The sequence below is a fragment of the Burkholderia latens genome (assembly GCF_902499045.1).
Taxonomy (GTDB): Bacteria; Pseudomonadota; Gammaproteobacteria; order Burkholderiales; family Burkholderiaceae; genus Burkholderia; species Burkholderia latens.
In genome coordinates this window covers 1-16,832 of the sequence record NZ_CABVPL010000066.1, presented here as the reverse complement: position 1 = coordinate 16,832, position 16,832 = coordinate 1, and the positions used below count along the sequence as shown (strand labels likewise).

The following is a 16,832-nucleotide window of genomic DNA, read 5'->3' as shown; positions in this document are numbered from 1 at the left end:
GCGCGGCGGACTCGTTCGAAATCTTCGAACGTGTTTGGCGGAGCGCGGCTGCCGGTTGCGTGCGCTGCCCGCTCAGCCCGACACGTCGATCCCGTCGAGCAGCCGCCGCGCGAGGCGCGGCTCGCGCAACTGCTCCAGCCACCATTGCAGCGCACGGCCGTCACGCTCGCCGCGCCACGCGACATACAACACGTTCGGCTCGCGCGGATCGGCCGTTTCCTTCTCCACCAGTTCGCCGCGCGCCAGCAGCGACGCGACGCGGCGGCGCGGCACCCAGCCGACGCCGAGCGCGTCGCGCTGCGCGAGGATCTTCGCGCGCATCGACGGCACCGCGAGCACCGGCTGGCCGCCGAGCAGCCCGTATGCACGGCCGGCGGCCCGCCGCGACGAATCGGCGACGACGACCGCGCGATGCGCGCCGATCGCGTCGCGGGTCAGCGGCCCGGCCGCCGACGCGAGCGGATGACGCGGCGACACCGCGAACGCCCATTCCATCGCGCCGAGCTCGAACCATTTGAAGCCCGGAATCGCCGGCGGCTCGTTGGTCGCGCCGACGACCAGATCGGCGCGGCCGTCGCGCAACGCTTCCCACGTGCCGCCGAGCACCTCGTGCGTGAAGCGCAGCGACACGCCGGAATCGAGCGCATCGAACGCGCGAATGACCGGCAGCAGCGTGTCGAACTCGAGCACCTCGTCGCTGACGATCCACAGCCGGTCCTCCCAGCCGCTCGCGACCTGCCGCACGCGCTGCGCGAGCCGCGCGACGTCCAGCGCGATGCGCGACGCCTCGTCCGTCAGCAACCGGCCGGCAGGCGTCAACTGCAGCCGGTAGCCGCGCCGGTCGAACAGCAGCGCGTCGAAGCGCGTTTCGAGCTGCCGCGCGGCGTGCGACACCGTCGACGGCGCCTTGCCGAGCCGCGCGGCGGCGCGCGACAGGCTGCCGGTGGCGCGGATCGCATCGAGCAGCGCGAGTTCGTCTTCGGACAGCATGGCGGCACTCCGGTCGGGGGTTGGGGGGATCGTAAGGCAGCGGCGCGCGGCGGTCCAATCGAATGGCGCTGCCGCCGCGTGGAATTTGACGTGCAGATCGGCGGCATCCCGGAAAAAGGGCTTCCTCATCGAATCGACGCCGCTCGCCGGCAATCCCCCGCACGGCCCACCACGCGGATCCCTGCAGGGCGAACCGGGGCGCGTGTTGCGCCTCGGTCAACCGTGCTTCAGAGTTCCGGTATGCTCATCGACATCGAATTCCGTTTGTTGAGGTAGCCACCGCGATGGACATCGCGATTCGCATCGAAGGCCGTCACGACCTGACCGGACAGATCTTCCGGCAACTGCGCGCCGCGATCGTCGATGGGCGGCTCGAAGGCGGCGCCCGGCTGCCGTCGACGCGCGATCTCGCGAAGCAGCTCGGCGTGTCGCGCAAGACGACGCTCGACGCGTTCGAGCGCCTCGTCGCCGAGGGCTACCTGACCACGCGCGCCGGCGATGGCACGTTCGTCGCCGGCGGTCTCGCGCGCGTGCCGCACGCGGCGCGGTCGGCGCCATCGCTCGTCGACGACACGCCGCCCGTCCACGCGGTCGACGCACGCGCACTGTGGAACGAGCTGCCCGATGCGCTCGCGATGCCCGCGCCGCACGATGCGCCCGCGTTCGATTTTCGCGGCGGCGTGACCGACAAGACGCTGTTCCCGTTCGACGCGTGGCGGCGCTGCCTGCATCACGCGTTGCGCCAGCAGGCTCGCGGCCCCGGCCAGTATCACGCCCCGGCCGGTGATCCGCAGCTGCGCGGCGCGATCGCGCGCTACGTCGCGTTCAGCCGCGCGGTCGCGTGCGGCTGGGACGACGTGCTCGTCACACAGGGCGCGCAACAGGCGCTCGACCTGATCGCACGCGTGGTCGTGCGGCCGGGCGACGTCGTCGCGGTCGAGAATCCCGGCTACCCGCCGGCACGCGCGGCGTTCGCGTCGCTCGGCGCGACGGTAATCGGCGTGCCGGTCGACGCGCACGGCCTCGTCATCGAACGGCTGCCCGACGAAGCGCGCCTCGTCTACGTGACGCCGTCGCACCAGTTCCCGCTCGGGATGCCGATGTCGCTGGACCGGCGCATCGCACTGCTCGAATGGGCGCAGCGCCGCCGCGCGGTGATCATCGAGGACGACTACGACGGCGAATTCCGCTTCGAGGGCCGGCCGGTGGAATCGCTGAAGAGCCTCGACCGTACGGGCCTCGTCGCGTACGTCGGCACGTTCTCGAAGACGATCTTTCCGGAACTGCGGATCGGCTACGCGATACCGCCGCGCGCGTTGCGCGGCGCGCTCGCGAAGGCGAAGCAGATCGTCGACTGGCACACCTGCACGCTGACGCAGGCCGCACTCGCGCGTTTCATGCTCGAAGGCGATTTCGCTCGGCACCTGCGGCGTGTGCAGAAGCATTACGATGCGCGCCGCAAGATGCTGCTCGCGCATCTACGCGGCGGCCTCGCACCGTGGTTCGACACGATCGCGCCGACCGCCGGCATCCACCTCGCCGCGCACCTGAAGCCGGGGCTCGACGAAGCCGCGCTGATTCGCGCGGCCCGCGCGCATGGCATCGGCCTGTACGGGATCTCGGCGTTTCACGTCGGTTCGACCGTCCGTGCCGGGTTGCTGTTCGGCTATGGCGGAATCGACGCGCTGCGCATCGACACCGCGCTCGCGAAACTGGCCGCGCTGCTCGATGCGGGCCTTCCCGCCGGTTCGTCGCTGGTTACCTGAATTTTCCCGAAATTGGCCATTCAAGCAGTCCAGTCGGATGCTTAAAGTGGGTCCTGTCGCGCCGCCGTGCGCACCAACCGGAACGAGGACCACGCCATGCAACCGCGCCTGAACTTCTATTCCGCCAGCCCGAACGCGATCAAGGTGATGCGCAACGCCGAGGAATTCCTCGCGAAGAGCTCGATCGAGAAGCCGCTCGCCGAACTCGTCCGGTTGCGCGCGTCGCAGATCAACGGCTGCGCGTTCTGCGTCGACATGCACACCGCCGATGCACGCAAGGGCGGCGAGACCGACCGCCGTCTCGCGACCGTCGTCGCGTGGCGCGAAACGCCGTTCTTCACCGAACGCGAACGCGCGGCGCTCGAATGGACTGAGGCGCTGACGCTCATCGCCGACAACCACGTGCCCGATGCCGTGTGGGAAGCGGTGAAGCCCCACTTCAGCGACGAAGAGCTGTTCGACCTATCGCTGCTGATCGCGACGATCAACGCGTGGAACCGCTTCGCGATCGCATTCCGCAAGATGCCCGAGTAAGGACGCGACGATGATGCGCGCCCGCTCCACGCTCTGCCGCGCGCTGGCGTGCGCGCCGCTCGCGCTCGGCGCCGCGCTGCCGGCGGCAGCCGATGCGCACGACGCCGGTGGCAACGTGCACGCGATCATGCGGCAGCCCGTGCCCGAGGCGCCCGGCAAGCTCGCCGTCGTCGCGACGGTCGACTATGCGCCCGGCCAGGCGTCCGAGCCGCACCGGCACCTCGGCTCGGTGTTCGCGGTCGTGTCGAAGGGGCAAGTGCTGTCGCAGGTGAACGGCGGCCCCGTGCGCCGCTATCGTGCCGGCGAAGGCTGGTACGAGCCGCCCGGCTCGCGCCACCAGGTGTCGCGCAATGCGAGCGCGACCGAGCCCGCGCAACTCGTCGTGTTCGGGCTCACGGGCGAACACGATCCGCTGAAGTCCGCGGTCGATCAGTAACGATGCGTGAGCAGCGCGTACCGTGACGGGGTACGCGCCCGCGTTGCAGCGCCCGTGCCGTGCGGCTGCCTGAACGGCCGCGCGCGGCGGCTCCGCTTCGGATTCCCCACTAGCCGCTCGCGACATTCGGCCTCGCGGGGCTGGGACGACGCATTCCGCCGACCAGTGACGAACGGGACGGCTCCGCGGCTGTGGAGCCCCGCCTCGCCGCTCCGCAGCGAAACCCGTAGACATCCATCAGGAATGCAAAGCGAGCCGCCCATGAAAAAACCGGCCCGAAGGCCGGTTCTTGGGTACCACATGCCGTAAGCGGCGCTCGCGCGCCGCGCGACATCAGAAGCGGTGGATCAGGCCGACGCCGAGGCCGATCTGGTTCTGCTTCGAACCTGCGCCGACGCCATCGCCGATCGACGTGGTCGCTGCGATGACCGACGCGCCGTTGAGCGTGTTGCCGCTCGCGTGCTGGTACGCCTCAACTGCGTACAGGCCCGTGCGCTTCGACAGGCTGTAGTACTGCGACAGCGTGACCTGATGGTACTTGGCCGAGCTCGAGATGCCGTTCGACTCGGTCGCACGCGTGTACGAGTAGCCTGCCGCGAAGTCCCACTGAGCCGATGCCTTCCAGTGCAGCACGGCGCCAGCCGTGTTGAAGATCGCCGTGTTGCGGAACGACGAGCCCACGCCCGGGATGTACTGAACGTTCGAGTACGACGCCGAAATGTCCCACGACGGCGTGAACTGGTAGCCGGCCGTCACTGCGACGCGCTGTTGCGACTGCGCCGTCTTGTAGCCGTTGTTGATCGACGACACGGCCTGTTCCGCACCGTTGCCGCTCGCGTCCAGACCGTTCTGCGCGGTCGAGTTCGCGCCCCACACACCGCCGCCGAGCGTCGAGTTGTTGATGCGCTGATAGCCGACGGCGATGCCTGCCGGGCCGTTCAGGTACTGGATCGCCGCGCTCCACGTCGAGCCGCGGTTCGTCGCGCCTGCGACACCGCCGAACGAGTACGAACCGCCGACCGTGAAGCCGTAGAACTTCGGCGACATGTAGACGAGCGAGTTGTTCGCGCGGTAGCTCGTATCCAGCGAATCGATATCGCCCGGGTGTGCGCCGTAGTAACCGGTCAGCCAAGTCGTCGGGCTGTACGGCGACAGCAGCGTGTAGTACGCGGTGTACTGGCGGCCGGCCGTCAGCGTACCGTACGTGGCGTTGGTCAGACCGACCCATGCCTGGCGCGTGAAGATGCCGTTGGTCCACTGCGACGAGCCGTTAGCCGTGTTGACGCCGGCTTCCAACTGGAAAATCGCCTTCGTGCCGCCGCCCAGATCTTCGCTGCCCTTCAGGCCGAAGCGGCTGCCAGCCCACACGCCGGTGGACATCTGCACCTTCGAGTGACCACCCGTCGTTGCGCCGACTGCAGACGAATTGTTCTGCCAGGCGATACCGTTGTCGACGATACCGTACAGGGTCACGCTGCTCTGGGCGTGGGCGGCGGTAGCGGCTGCGAGACCGACTGCCGTCATGGCGAAAGCGACGCGCTTTTTCATTGATTCTCCGTCCTCAAAGAATGATTTCTTTTCTGGTGTGGTTTTATGACTGACACATGTGCGAGTACATGCCGGTGCGATTCTGACGGATTACCAACCGTTTCCCAATATGCGCAGTCGGTCATCGTATGATCGACGCAACGCAGGGGTTCACCAAACGGTTACAAGACACCTGAAAACGCTTACGCGGCGGGCGTCTCCGGCATTTCCCGGTGAAAACCCTAGCTTTACATTTTTACTGGTGCATCACGACCGCCCGATGTCGTCAGACGCCTTCGGCACGAACCTTCTTACGAGTGCGTGTCGGCGGCGGGTGCCGCGGTTCACGCCGCCGCGCAGGATCGCCGACATTCATGACACCCACGTTTCGGGGAACGAAATCGTGAAAACGTTTCAGTACCTGTGGCGGGAATCGGACAGAAGCGGCCCCCGAACGCAGGCCGAAGGGCAAGCGGCGAAGCCGGCGCCTGTCGCGCCGGCATCGTTCGGCGCGACTCGGCGCACGGCCGGTTACGCAATCCGCACGTTCACCGCGTCGATCAATGCGCTCATCCGCGCACGGATCGCCGCGTTCGAGCCGACGAGCGCGAGCGACGACGCCATGATTCCGTAGATACGCTTGCGCGGCACCTTCGCGGGCCGGGCCGGATCCAGCCATGCGTCGTGGCCTGCAAGCAGTTCGAGGGTTTCCAGCCCGATCATGATCGGCCACAGGCATGCGAGCCGCAGCCGTACGAAGCGGCGCGGAATCGCGAGCGTGTACCGGCACGCATCGCGATATTGATCGAGCGCCACGCGCAGCAGGTCGGCCAGCACGCCGCGCGCGCGCGCCGACGCGTCCGGCGACATCAGCTCGGCAACGCTGACCCTGTGTGCGGCCAGCACGTCGTCCGGCAGGTAGCAGCGGCCGATCCGAAGATCCTTCGCGCAGTCGCGCAGGATGTTGGTCATCTGCAGCGCCTTGCCGAAGCGGATGCCCTTGTCCCGCATGTCGGCGAGGTCCCAGCCGCGCGCGGCCCGCGTATGCACGCCCGTCATGTCGGTCCAGAACTCGCCGACGCAGCCGGCGACCAGATACGTGTAGCGATCGAGCACGTCGCGGGTCGGCAGCGACGCGACCTGCCCCGACTGTTCGTCCGGGAACGTGCGCAGGTCGAATTCCATTCCCGACGTCAGCGTCGCGACAACCTTGCGGATCGACGCGCGGTCCGCTTCCGGCTGCGCGCGCAGCAGCGCGAGCATCGGTTCCATCGAGCCGAGCAGCACGTGCTCGTGCGAATCCGTCTGCATCCGCGTGACGTCCTCGAGCGCGCGCGACAGCGCCGCGCCGTCGCCCAGCCGCTCGATCTCGTCGCGCAGGTCGGTCAGCAGCGCCGCACGGCGATCGGGCGCCACGAGCGCCGTGTCGGCGATCGTGTCGGCCGCGCGCGCGAGCAGGTAGGCCAGGCCGACCGGGTCGCGCATGCCGTCGGGCAGCACGCGCAGCGTCAGGTAGAAGGAGCGGGAAACGTTCTTCAGCAGGTCGCCGAGCAGGTACGCGGAATCGGTATGAGTCGTCATGGGTCGGTAAAAATCGGCCGGCGCGGCCCCGGCGCACACGGGCGCCGGGCGCCCGCGCCGGCCCGCGAGTCGCCGCCTCGCCGTGCGCGGGCGGGCGTCGGCCCGGCGCGGCGATGCAAAAGTCCCGCAAGTTTAGTGCATCCGCCGCGCCGGCTCCCGGCGAGGGGCCGGATCGTGCCGGAGCACCGCGGCGCGCGGCGGCCGGTCGCGCGCGGTGGCACGCTTGCACACCAAAACGAAACGGAAAGGCATCGGTAATACATATGTAATGATCGAGTGCGACGATCCCGTCCCGTTCGATCCCGTCCGGCTGCCTTCCGCGCGCGCGCCGCCGGGTCGCGCGCCCTTTCACCGACTTCCGTTCGAAGGTTCACCGACATGCTCTTCACGCGTCCGAGCGCCCTGCGCTGCATCCCATTTGCCTGTGCCGGCGCCGTCCTGCTTGCCGCCTGCGGCGGCGACGATGTCAAGGCGACCGATCCCACGCAGCCGATCGCCGCGAAGGTCCAGGTGGTCGGCCATCGCGGCGCGAGCGCGCTGCGCCCCGAGCACACGCTCGCGTCGTACCGCAAGGCGATCGAGGACGGCGCCGACGTGATCGAGCCGGACCTCGTCGCGACCCGCGACGGCGTGCTCGTCGCGCGCCACGAGAACGAAATCTCGGGCACGACGAACGTAGCGACGCTGCCGCAGTTCGCGAGCCGCAAGGCGACCAAGACGATCGACGGCACGCAGCTGACCGGCTGGTTCACCGAGGACTTCACGCTCGCCGAGCTGAAGACGCTGCGGGCGCGCGAGCGCATTCCGCAGATCCGCCCGGCGAACACCGCGTACAACGATCAGTTCGAGATCCCGACTTTCGACGAGATCGTCGCGCTCGCGAAACAGATGTCCGCGCAGACCGGCCGCACGATCCACCTGTATCCGGAAACCAAGCATCCAACCTACTTCCAGTCGATCGGCCTGCCGCTCGAGGATCGTCTCGTCGACGCGCTGCTGAAGGATCCGTACACGGCGCGCACGGCGACCGTCTACATCCAGTCGTTCGAAGTCGCGAACCTGAAGACGATCCGCAACCGGATCAAGTCGAGCCAGCCGAACTGGAAGCTCGTGCAGTTGATGGACGAAGCCGGCCAGCGGCCGTACGACTTCGTGAAGGCGAACGACCAGCGCACCTACGGCGACCTGTCGACGCGCGACGGAATGCGCGAGATCGCGTCCTATGCGAACGGCGTCGGCCCGTACAAGACGTCGATCATCGCGGTGGCCGCGGACGGCACGCTGCAGCAGCCGACGCAGTACGTGCGCTATGCGCACGAGGCTGGCCTCGTCGTGCATCCGTACACGTTCCGGCCGGAGAACAACTTCCTGCCCGCGTCGCTGACGGACGGCGGCACGCCGGCCACGCGCAATACCGCCGGCTCGGTGCGAGAGATCCACGCGTACCTGCGCGCGGGAATCGACGGCTTCTTCACCGACGATCCGGCCGTGAGCCGCACGGCCGTGGATACGTTCAAGCGCTAACGCGCCGAACGTGCGGCAACCGGCACGCGGCACATGTCAAGGCGTGCGCGCGCCGGTTGCCGCGCCCGGCTCCTCAGATCACGCGGAAGTGATGCGTGCCGTCGCGCTTCAGCTGATCGACCAGCCCGTATTCCCAGTCGAGATACGCCTGCATCGCGGCGGCCGCATTGTCGGTGCCTTCGTACGGCCGGCGGTAGCGGTCGATACGCGGCGACGCCAGACGCGTGTCGCCATGCTCGAGCGGCAATCCCGCGTCGATCCACGCGGCCGTGCCGCCCGCCAGCACCGCGACCGCGGCCGAAGCCGGCAGCAGCGCACGCGCGTCGTCCGCGGCGAACCGCGCGAGCAGGCTCGAGCCGCACGTGAACACGTAGCGCCGCGCCGGCGGGATCGCCGCGAGCGCGTCGCGCAACTGCGCGCGCACGGCGAACCACGCGCCGGGGATATGCCGCTTCACGTAGTTCGCGCTCGCCGTCACGTCGACGATCGCGATGTCGCCCGCCGCGGCTTCCGTCAGCCAGCCCGCGAGCGTCGCGGGCGACACCTCCGCCACCTGCGGCGCCGGCGGCACGTCGCGCGGCGGCTGGCCGCGCTCGGTAAACGCGGCCACGCCGGCCGGCTCGACCACGCGCACGTCCCAGCCCATTTGCGCGAGCCACGATGCGGTCATGTCCGCGCGCACGCCGTCGTCGTCGGCGAGCACGATCCGCGCGCCGCGCACGGCCGCGTGATGGTCGGTCTCCTGCACGAGCTGGCCGCCCGGCGTGCTCAGGAAGCCCGGCAGATGTCCGGCCTCGTATTCCTCCGGCGTGCGCACGTCGAAGCGGTACAGCGTGCGGCCCGGCTCTTCCAGCGTGGCGACGTCCTCGAGCGCGATGCGCGGCACGCCCGCGCGCTCGGCCACCGCGCGTGCGGCGCGGCGCGCGTCGTCGCGCTGCGCGGGTTCGATGTCGTCCGGAAAACGTCGCGTGGCGCCGTGCTCGAGCGTCTGGCCTGCGAGCGTCCAGCCGATCGTCCCGTTGCGCAGCGCGGCGACCGGGTTCGGCAGCCCCGCGTTGATCAGCGATTGCGTGCCGATGATGCTGCGCGTGCGGCCCGCGCAATTCACGACGACCTGCGTGGCCGGATTCGGCGCGAGCGCGCGCACGCGCAGCACGAGCTCCGCGCCCGGCACGCTCGTCGACGTCGGGATGTTCATCGTCTGGTATTCGTCGAAGCGGCGCGCATCGACGATCACCACGTCGGCCTTCGCGTCGATCAGCGCCTGCACTTCCTGCGCGGACAACGACGGCGTATGGCGCTCGGCCTCGACCCATTCGCCGAACGCCTTGCTCGGCACGTTCACGTCGATGAACAGCTCGCCGCCCGCGGCGAGCCAGCCGGCGAGGCCGCCGTCGAGCAGCCGCACGTCGGTATAGCCGAGCCGCGCGAGCTTCTCTGCCGCGCGCGGCGCGAGATCCTCGCCGCCTGCGTCGCCGAACACGACGACCGGCGTGTCGCGGCGCGGAATGCGCGTCCACGCGTCGAGTTCGAGCTTCGACAGCGGGAAGTTGGCGGCCCACAGCGGATGGCCCTGCGCGTACGGATCTTCCTCGCGCACGTCGATCAGCGCGATTTCGTCGCGGGCCAGCAGGCGCGCGCGGACGTCCTGGTACGACGCGACGGGGAAACGGGAAGTGGAATCAACGGATTGCGTCACGATGGCTCTGTCGGATTCGGTTGAGGTCGTTGAAAAAAAGTGAACGGTCGATCTTGAAGGTCTGCGGCCCGGCGCCGGCCACGACGGCCGAGCACGCCGAGCGCCCAGCGCGTCGGTCATGCGTTCGAATAGCCGGACACGAACGGTTTCACGGTGCCGTCGTCGAGGAATACCGCGCGCTCGACCTTGCCGATGTTCGCGCCGTACACGTGGATGCTGATCGACACCTGGTCCGCGAACGCGTTGGTCACGCGATGGACGTCGCCGATGCGCGGCGACACGGCCTCGACGTCGCCCGGCCGCAGCCGCACCGCGTCGCCCGAGGGCACCGGCTTGCCTGCCGCGTCGAACCGGTACGGCTGCGACAACTCGCCGCCGCGCAACATGCCGATCAGCCCCCACACCGTGTGGTTGTGGATCGGCGTCGTCTGGCCCGGCCCCCACACGAAGCTGACGACGGAAAACCGTTCGTCGGGATCGAGATACAGCAGGTATTGGCGGTAGCGCTCGGGATCGGGCTGCGCGAACGCGTCGGGCAGCCAGTCGTCGCGCGCGACGAGCGCCGCGAGCAGCGCCCCGCCCTCGTCGAGGATGCGCGCCTCGTTCGCGCCGGACGCGAGCAACGCGCCGAGGCCGTCGACGAACGGACGCAGCGGCGTCTGCTGCAACGAAAGCGTACTCATCGGCGGTCTCCTCGAATATGATGCCGAATATGATGGATCGTCATGATGCACCCGAAATACCATGCAGAACAAACATGAAAATTAGCGATATCGACGCTTTTGCAGCGGTCGTCCGCTGCCAGAGCCTGAGCCAGGCCGCGGCCGAGCTCGGGATGACGCAGCCCGCGATCACGCGGCGCGTACAGAATCTCGAGGAAGCGCTCGGCGTGACGCTGCTCGACCGCAACACGAAGCCGCCGCGCCCGACCGACATCGGCCGTCAGGTGTTCGAGCAGTGCCGCGCAATCCTGCGCGAAGTCGATGCGCTGCGCGAGCTGACGGCCGGCCAGCGGCCGCCCGAAGGCGCATTCCGCATCGGCCTCACGCAAGGGCTCGGCGAGCCGATGCTGCCCGGCCTGATCGCGCGGCTCGACGCGCAATGGCCCGCGCTCGCGACGCAGGTCACGACCGCGTGGGGCGGCGTGCTCGTCGAGCGCGTCGCGCGTCGGGAGCTCGACGCGGCGCTCGTGTTCCTCGCCCGCGAAATGGTGCTGCCGCCGCAAGTCGAAGGCGTGCGGCTGCTGGCCACGCGGCTCGTCGCGGTCGGCCGCAAGGGCGACTGGCCGCGCCGCAGCTACCGGCTCGCCGACTGTCACGCGCGCGGCTGGGTGCTCAATCCGGACGGCTGCGGCTTCCGCGCGGGCCTGCGCCGCGCACTCGACGCACAGGGGCTGCCGATGCCCGTCACGCTCGATACGCATGGCCGCGACCTGCAATTGCAGAGCGTCGCGAACGGATTCGGGCTCGGGCTGATGCCGCTGCCGCTGCTCGAAGGCAGCCCGCTGCGCGACGCGCTCGACATCGTGCCGCTCGCCGATTTCAAGCCGCAGATCGATCTGTGGCTGCTGCACCGGCAGGATGCCGCGCGCTTCGCGGCGCCGCTCGCGGCCGTCGCCGCGCATGCGCGTGCCGCGTTCGCGCTGCCCGCGGATGCCGGCGAACACGACGAGGCCGCTTGATCCGGACGGGCGCCGCGTGAACGGCATCACGCCGCTGGTACCGACTGTCACGCCGCCCTGCTCATGCATCGTTTCGACCGGATCCGCGCGCATCGGGCGATGTCCGGCCCGCGTCCGCGTCCGCGGCATTCGCCGCGCTCGCGGTTCGCGCCGGCGTGGTGCGTAACGTCGACTCTGCGTCCGCATCGGCGTTCGCGCTGCTGCTCCGTGCCGCCGCCGCAGCGTCGAGCGCCGCGCGGCCCGCTGCGACCGCGATCGCATCGTCCTGCGGCGTATGCACGCGGCCGCACAGCACGTCGCGATAGTGACGTTCCAGCGGATTGTGGCGGCTCAGCCCGTGATTGCCCGACAGCTTCAACGCCTGCTCGACGGTGCGGATCGCGTTCTCCGTCACGGTTCGCTTGACGAGGCCGCTCGTCGTCACGGCCGGTGCGTCGCCCGCATCGGTGCGCGCGATGTGATCGTCGAGCAGCACGTGATTCGCATGCAGCCACCCTTCGATCTCGCCGACCGCTTCCTGCACGCGCGGCAGCGTCGCGAGCGACGCACCGAGCCCGCTCGGCGCACGCGTCGTCGCGAAATCGAGCAGCCAGTCGCGCGACGCGCGCGCGACCGCATCGTAGAGACTGCCGAGCAGCGCGACCATCCACGCGTGCTGGTCGGCCTGCGCGTCGGCATCCGCATGGCTCGCGGCCGATACGGCCCACGCAGCGGGCGCGCGCACGTCCACCGCGTGATCGGCGGGCAGCCACACGTCGTCGAACACGACCTCGTGGCTGCCCGACGCGCGCAAGCCAAGATGATTCCAGCTTTCGATCACGCGGATGCGCACGTCGTCAGCCACATCGCGCCGCACGACGAACACGCCGACGCGCGGCTCGCGCTCGTCGGTACGCGCCCACACCGCCAGCCAGCGCAGCGCCGGAATGCCGGTGCTGTACAGCTTGTGGCCGGACAGCCGCCAGCCGTCGTCGTCGCGGCGCGCGATCGTGTCGGGCAGGCCGCCGCGCGAAGGCGAGCCGAGCGCCGGTTCGACGCGCAGCGCGTTGATCAGCGCCCCTTCCTCGACCGCACTCCGGAACACCGCGCGCCGCACCGGCTCCGGCCAGCGGTTGTCCGCGCGGCCGAGCGCGCGATGCTGCAGATACGTCATCGTCAGCACCAGCGCGGTCGCAGGATCGGCACGCGCGATCGCGGCCACGATCCGGCTCGCCTGGGCGAGCGTCGCGCCCGCGCCGCCGTGCTCGCGCGGCACGACCTGCGCGATCAGCCCGGCGCGATGCAGCCGCGCGAAGTTCTCGTGCGGGAAACGGCCGTCGACGTCGTTGCGAGCCGCGTCGGCCGCGAGTTCGGGCGCGAGACGCTCGAGCAGCGCGGCGACGCGAGCATCGTCGGCGGGCAGGTGGCGCAGCGACGACTGCGACGAGGAAGCGGCAAGGCTGGCGGACATCGGTACGGATTCCCTCGGTGACTGGATGGCTCGGTAAAACGTCGTGGCGGCGAACGATCGGCGGATGACGCGGCGGCTCGCAGGAGCCGGCGGCGATGGCCGCGGATACGCGGGCATGCACGGACTGCGAGCACACTCGAACGTATCCGGATGCGGGAGCGGGACACGAACGTCGGATCGCGTACCGATCCGGGCCCTCCATCGCAGCGCGGACGCGCCAAACGCTCCCGATACGCAGCCGCATCCCTGCGGTTCATCCGATCGCGAACCCACAGCGTATGCGTACCGCGCACGCGCCCAAACCATGCAAATCTGATATTCAATTCGGGATTGATTATTTCCGTTCCGCATGATCCCGGCGGTAATCTGCGCTGCATCCCCGCCCCGGCCGGCCATCGCTGGCCGCGCCGGGCCGTCCTTGCATCGGAGACCCAGATGAGCGTCGAATTCATCGGCATGATCCAGAGCCAGAAGCAGTCGGAAATCCATCCGCCCGCCGGCCCCGTCGTCGACCCCGACTACGTGCGCGACTTCGCCCGCGCCCACGAAACGGCCGGCTTCGACCGGATCCTCGTCCCGCATCATTCGACGGGCCCGTCCGCGACGCTGACGATCGCGTTCGCAGCCGCCGCGACCGAGCGCATCCACTTCATGCTCGCGCATCGTCCGGGTTTCACCGCGCCGACGCTCGCTGCGCGGCAGATCGCGACGCTCGACCAGTTCAGCCGCGGCCGGCTCGCCGTGCACTTCATCTCCGGCGGCTCGGACAGCGAACAGCAGCGCGACGGCGACTTTCTCGACCACGACGCGCGCTACGCCCGCACCGACGAATACCTCGGCATCCTGCGGCGCATCTGGACCGAAGCGCAGCCGTTCGATCACGACGGCGCGCATTACCGCTTCAAGCAGGGTTTTTCGGAAGTGAAGCCGTTCCAGCAGCCGCACGTGCCGATCTACTTCGGCGGCGCATCGGAAGCGGCGCTTCAGGTGGCCGGCAAGCACGCGGACGTCTATGCGCTGTGGGGCGAATCGCTCGACCAGGTGCGCGACCTGACCACGCGCGTGCGCGCCGAAGCCGCGAAGCATGGCCGGCAGGTGCGCTTCTCCGTGTCGTTCCGGCCGATCCTCGCCGCGACCGAAGACGAAGCGTGGGCACGCGCGCACCGGATCCTCGATGAAACGCGCCGGCTGCGCGAAGCGGCCGGTCTCGGCGCCGGCGGCCCGCAGCAGAGCGAAGGCGCGCGGCGCCTGCTCGCCGCGGCCGAACGCGGCTCGCGCGTCGACAAGCGGCTGTGGACCGAGATCGCGAAACTCACCGGCGCGCGCTCGAATTCGACCGCGCTGGTCGGCACGCCCGAACAGGTCGCCGACGCGCTGCTCGACTACTACGACCTCGGCGTGACGACGTTCCTGATCCGCGGCTTCGATCCGCTCGAAGATGCGATCGACTACGGCCGCGAACTGATCCCGCGTGTGCGCAGCGCCGTCGCGGCACGCGACGCGGCGCGCCGCGCCGCCTGACGCAAACGGAGCCGCGATCCATGTCCGCCGTCCTGTCCTCTTCGCCGCCCGTGCGCACCGCGTCGGGCCTCGTGCTCGCCGGCACGCCGCGCCAGCATTTCTGGTTCGATCCGCCCGCGCCGCGCATCGACGTCGCCGCCGAACGCCGCCACCGGCAGGAGCGGCTCGCAGCCGCGTTCCGGCTGTTCGCGCGCTACGGCTTCGCATCGGGCCTCGCCGGCCACATCACCGCGCGCGATCCCGAGCTGCCCGATCACTTCTGGGTGAATCCGCTCGGCGTGCATTTCTCGCAGATCAAGGTGTCGGACCTGCTGCTCGTCAACGCGCGCGGCGAGACCGCGATCGGCAACCGGCCGCTGAACAAGGCCGCGTTCGCGATCCATGCGGCGATTCACGACGCGCACCCGCACATCGTCGCGGCCGCGCATACGCATTCGACCTACGGCAAGGCGTGGTCGACGCTGGGCCGCCCGCTCGATCCGCTGACGCAGGATGCGTGCGTGTTCTACGAGGACCACGCGCTCTTCGGCGACTTCACCGGAATGGTCGTCGACACGAGCGAAGGCGCACGGATCGCGGACGCGCTCGCGAAGCCCGACGGCAGCACGCATAAAGGCGTGATCCTGAAGAACCACGGGATCCTGACGGCCGGCCCGACCGTCGAGGCAGCCGCGTGGTGGTACATCGCGCTCGACAACGCCGCGCACACGCAGCTGCTGGCCGAAGCGGCCGGCACGCCGCAACCGATCGATCACGCGACCGCACAACACACGCACGGGCAGATCGGCGGCCCCGAAGGGGCGCTGCACGCATTCGACAGCCTGTTCGCGCGCGTCGTCGCCGACGAACCCGACCTGCTCGACTGAGCGCCCTGCCGCACGACCGGAACACCGGAGACCACACGATGACCGAAACCACCGCACCCGCGCCGACCGGCGCCCATGACGACACGCGCCGCCGGCTGCTGCGCGCGGCCGGCGCCGCCGCGCTCGCCGTGCCGGCGATCACGCTCGGCCGCAAGGCGTGGTCCGCGCCGCCGCTGAAGAAGCTCACGTTCGCGTGGAACCAGAATGCGTTCTGCCTGACGCCGATCGTCGTCGCGCAGGAGAACGGCTTCTTCGAGAAGAACGGGCTGAAGGTCGAGCTGATCAACTACAGCGGGTCGACCGACCAGCTGCTCGAATCGATCGCGACCGGCAAGGCCGATGCGGCGGTCGGGATGATCCATCGCTGGCTGAAACCGCTCGAAGCGGGCTTCGACGTGAAGATCATCGGCAGCTCGCACGGCGGCTGCGTGCGGCTGCTCGGCTCGAAGACGGCCGGCGTCACGACGCTGCAGGCGCTGAAGGGCAAGACGGTCGGCGTCAGCGATCTCGCCGCGCCCGGCAAGCACTTCTTCTCGATCCTGCTCGCGAAGAACGGCATCGACCCCGAGCGCGACATCACGTGGCGGCAGTATCCGGCCGACCTGCTCGGCGTCGCGGTCGACAAGGGCGAGATCCAGGCGATCGCCGACGGCGACCCGAACCTGTACCTGCTCGAAAAGCGCAGCAACGGCGCGTATACCGAACTCGCGACGAACCTGTCCGGCGAATACGCGCGCAAGGTGTGCTGCGTGATCGGCGCGCGCGGCGACCTCGTGCGCAACGACCGGCCGGCGGCCGCCGCGCTCGCGCGCTCGATCGTGCAGGCCACCGAGTACACGCACGACAACCCGAACGAAGCCGCGAAGGCGTTCGCGAAGTATTCGCCGAAGATCAATCCGGAAGACCTGCGCAAGCTGTACGCAACGCTGACCTACACGCACCATCCGACCAACGTCGACCTGCAGCAGGAAATCGCGTTCTATGCGGACGATTTCCGCCGGATCAGCGTGCTGAAGAAGAGCACCGACCCGCAGCGCTTCGCGCAGCAGGTCTATGCGAACGTGCTGGGGTGACGCGATGTCGACGATCGAACACGCGTCCGCTGCGCGCAGTGCATCGGCGCCGGCCGGCGCCGCCACCGTAACCGCCGGCGCTACCGCTGCGCCGCGTGCCGCGTGCGCGGCTTGCGACGCGACGCGCGCGGCCGAAGCGCGCCGCGCGCGTACCTGGCCGACCGGCATCGCCGCGGCGCTCGCA

The 16,832-nt window shown here is 69.5% G+C and carries 14 protein-coding genes and 1 pseudogene; 9 read left to right on the top strand and 6 right to left on the bottom strand.

The window, feature by feature from the left end; translation table 11 throughout:
- Window positions 1-72: 72 nt before the first annotated feature.
- Window positions 73-990, bottom strand: a complete 918-nt coding sequence (locus BSE24067_RS29715) for a LysR family transcriptional regulator (RefSeq protein WP_151067268.1) — start codon at window positions 988-990, stop codon at window positions 73-75.
- Between the two features lie 284 nt (window positions 991-1,274).
- On the opposite strand from BSE24067_RS29715, the gene pdxR reads away from it, so the two are divergent.
- From pdxR to BSE24067_RS29700, 3 genes are all read left to right on the top strand, one after another.
- Window positions 1,275-2,756 (top strand): MocR-like pyridoxine biosynthesis transcription factor PdxR, encoded by a 1,482-nt coding sequence (gene pdxR, locus BSE24067_RS29710; protein ID WP_151067269.1) that lies wholly within the window; start codon window positions 1,275-1,277, stop codon window positions 2,754-2,756.
- 96 nt (window positions 2,757-2,852) lie between these two features.
- Window positions 2,853-3,290, top strand: a complete 438-nt coding sequence (locus tag BSE24067_RS29705) for a carboxymuconolactone decarboxylase family protein (protein WP_151067270.1) — start codon at window positions 2,853-2,855, stop codon at window positions 3,288-3,290.
- A 10-nt stretch (window positions 3,291-3,300) separates the two neighbouring features.
- Window positions 3,301-3,726, top strand: coding sequence for a cupin domain-containing protein (locus BSE24067_RS29700; RefSeq protein WP_174904954.1), 426 nt, complete (start codon window positions 3,301-3,303; stop codon window positions 3,724-3,726).
- 333 nt (window positions 3,727-4,059) lie between these two features.
- Here BSE24067_RS29700 and BSE24067_RS29695 read toward each other — a convergent pair whose 3' ends face one another.
- Both BSE24067_RS29695 and BSE24067_RS29690 read right to left on the bottom strand, forming a co-directional pair.
- Window positions 4,060-5,274, bottom strand: coding sequence for a porin (locus tag BSE24067_RS29695; protein ID WP_151067272.1), 1,215 nt, complete (start codon window positions 5,272-5,274; stop codon window positions 4,060-4,062).
- A 510-nt stretch (window positions 5,275-5,784) separates the two neighbouring features.
- Window positions 5,785-6,834 carry a phytoene/squalene synthase family protein gene (locus BSE24067_RS29690; RefSeq protein WP_151067273.1) on the bottom strand — a complete coding sequence of 350 codons (1,050 nt, stop codon included), beginning with the start codon at window positions 6,832-6,834 and terminating at the stop codon, window positions 5,785-5,787.
- A gap of 378 nt (window positions 6,835-7,212) precedes the next feature.
- Here BSE24067_RS29690 and BSE24067_RS29685 point away from each other — a divergent pair, with 378 nt between their 5' ends.
- Window positions 7,213-8,358: a glycerophosphodiester phosphodiesterase gene (locus BSE24067_RS29685; RefSeq protein ID WP_151068472.1), complete on the top strand. Its 1,146-nt coding sequence runs from the start codon at window positions 7,213-7,215 to the stop codon at window positions 8,356-8,358.
- A gap of 73 nt (window positions 8,359-8,431) precedes the next feature.
- On the opposite strand, the gene BSE24067_RS29680 is transcribed toward BSE24067_RS29685, so the two are convergent.
- Together BSE24067_RS29680 and BSE24067_RS29675 are read right to left on the bottom strand one after the other, a co-directional pair.
- Window positions 8,432-10,057: a rhodanese-related sulfurtransferase gene (locus tag BSE24067_RS29680; protein WP_151068471.1), complete on the bottom strand. Its 1,626-nt coding sequence runs from the start codon at window positions 10,055-10,057 to the stop codon at window positions 8,432-8,434.
- Between the two features lie 116 nt (window positions 10,058-10,173).
- A complete protein-coding gene (locus BSE24067_RS29675; protein ID WP_151068470.1) occupies window positions 10,174-10,740 on the bottom strand; it encodes a cysteine dioxygenase family protein in 567 nt (188 codons plus the stop codon).
- 74 nt (window positions 10,741-10,814) lie between these two features.
- On the opposite strand from BSE24067_RS29675, the gene BSE24067_RS29670 reads away from it, so the two are divergent.
- Window positions 10,815-11,738 carry a LysR family transcriptional regulator gene (locus BSE24067_RS29670; RefSeq protein WP_151068469.1) on the top strand — a complete coding sequence of 308 codons (924 nt, stop codon included), beginning with the start codon at window positions 10,815-10,817 and terminating at the stop codon, window positions 11,736-11,738.
- A gap of 61 nt (window positions 11,739-11,799) precedes the next feature.
- On the opposite strand, the gene BSE24067_RS29665 is transcribed toward BSE24067_RS29670, so the two are convergent.
- On the bottom strand, window positions 11,800-13,188 hold the full coding sequence (locus BSE24067_RS29665; RefSeq protein WP_151068468.1) for an acyl-CoA dehydrogenase family protein: 1,389 nt from the start codon (window positions 13,186-13,188) through the stop codon (window positions 11,800-11,802).
- Between the two features lie 435 nt (window positions 13,189-13,623).
- Here BSE24067_RS29665 and BSE24067_RS29660 point away from each other — a divergent pair, with 435 nt between their 5' ends.
- From BSE24067_RS29660 to BSE24067_RS29645, 4 genes and pseudogenes are all read left to right on the top strand, one after another.
- Window positions 13,624-14,709: an LLM class flavin-dependent oxidoreductase gene (locus BSE24067_RS29660; RefSeq protein WP_151068467.1), complete on the top strand. Its 1,086-nt coding sequence runs from the start codon at window positions 13,624-13,626 to the stop codon at window positions 14,707-14,709.
- Window positions 14,710-14,729: 20 nt separating this feature from the next.
- Window positions 14,730-15,575: a class II aldolase/adducin family protein gene (locus BSE24067_RS29655; protein WP_151068466.1), complete on the top strand. Its 846-nt coding sequence runs from the start codon at window positions 14,730-14,732 to the stop codon at window positions 15,573-15,575.
- A gap of 38 nt (window positions 15,576-15,613) precedes the next feature.
- The gene (locus tag BSE24067_RS29650) at window positions 15,614-16,648 is read left to right on the top strand and encodes an ABC transporter substrate-binding protein (RefSeq protein WP_151068465.1); all 1,035 of its coding nucleotides are present in this window, start codon (window positions 15,614-15,616) and stop codon (window positions 16,646-16,648) included.
- A gap of 4 nt (window positions 16,649-16,652) precedes the next feature.
- Window positions 16,653-16,832 (top strand): annotated as a pseudogene (locus BSE24067_RS29645) (ABC transporter permease); the annotation flags it as partial.

Excerpts from the sequence above, each read along its gene's own strand:
- BSE24067_RS29700 (WP_174904954.1), top strand. The coding sequence starts at position 3,301 with ATGATGCGCGCCCGCTCCACGCTCTGCCGCGCGCTGGCGTGCGCGCCG.
- BSE24067_RS29660 (WP_151068467.1), top strand. The coding sequence starts at position 13,624 with ATGAGCGTCGAATTCATCGGCATGATCCAGAGCCAGAAGCAGTCGGAA.
- BSE24067_RS29695 (WP_151067272.1), bottom strand. The coding sequence starts at position 5,274 with ATGAAAAAGCGCGTCGCTTTCGCCATGACGGCAGTCGGTCTCGCAGCC.
- BSE24067_RS29665 (WP_151068468.1), bottom strand. The coding sequence starts at position 13,188 with ATGTCCGCCAGCCTTGCCGCTTCCTCGTCGCAGTCGTCGCTGCGCCAC.
- BSE24067_RS29685 (WP_151068472.1), top strand. The coding sequence starts at position 7,213 with ATGCTCTTCACGCGTCCGAGCGCCCTGCGCTGCATCCCATTTGCCTGT.
- BSE24067_RS29715 (WP_151067268.1), bottom strand. The coding sequence starts at position 990 with ATGCTGTCCGAAGACGAACTCGCGCTGCTCGATGCGATCCGCGCCACC.
- BSE24067_RS29705 (WP_151067270.1), top strand. The coding sequence starts at position 2,853 with ATGCAACCGCGCCTGAACTTCTATTCCGCCAGCCCGAACGCGATCAAG.
- pdxR (WP_151067269.1), top strand. The coding sequence starts at position 1,275 with ATGGACATCGCGATTCGCATCGAAGGCCGTCACGACCTGACCGGACAG.
- BSE24067_RS29690 (WP_151067273.1), bottom strand. The coding sequence starts at position 6,834 with ATGACGACTCATACCGATTCCGCGTACCTGCTCGGCGACCTGCTGAAG.
- BSE24067_RS29670 (WP_151068469.1), top strand. The coding sequence starts at position 10,815 with ATGAAAATTAGCGATATCGACGCTTTTGCAGCGGTCGTCCGCTGCCAG.
- BSE24067_RS29675 (WP_151068470.1), bottom strand. The coding sequence starts at position 10,740 with ATGAGTACGCTTTCGTTGCAGCAGACGCCGCTGCGTCCGTTCGTCGAC.
- BSE24067_RS29650 (WP_151068465.1), top strand. The coding sequence starts at position 15,614 with ATGACCGAAACCACCGCACCCGCGCCGACCGGCGCCCATGACGACACG.
- BSE24067_RS29655 (WP_151068466.1), top strand. The coding sequence starts at position 14,730 with ATGTCCGCCGTCCTGTCCTCTTCGCCGCCCGTGCGCACCGCGTCGGGC.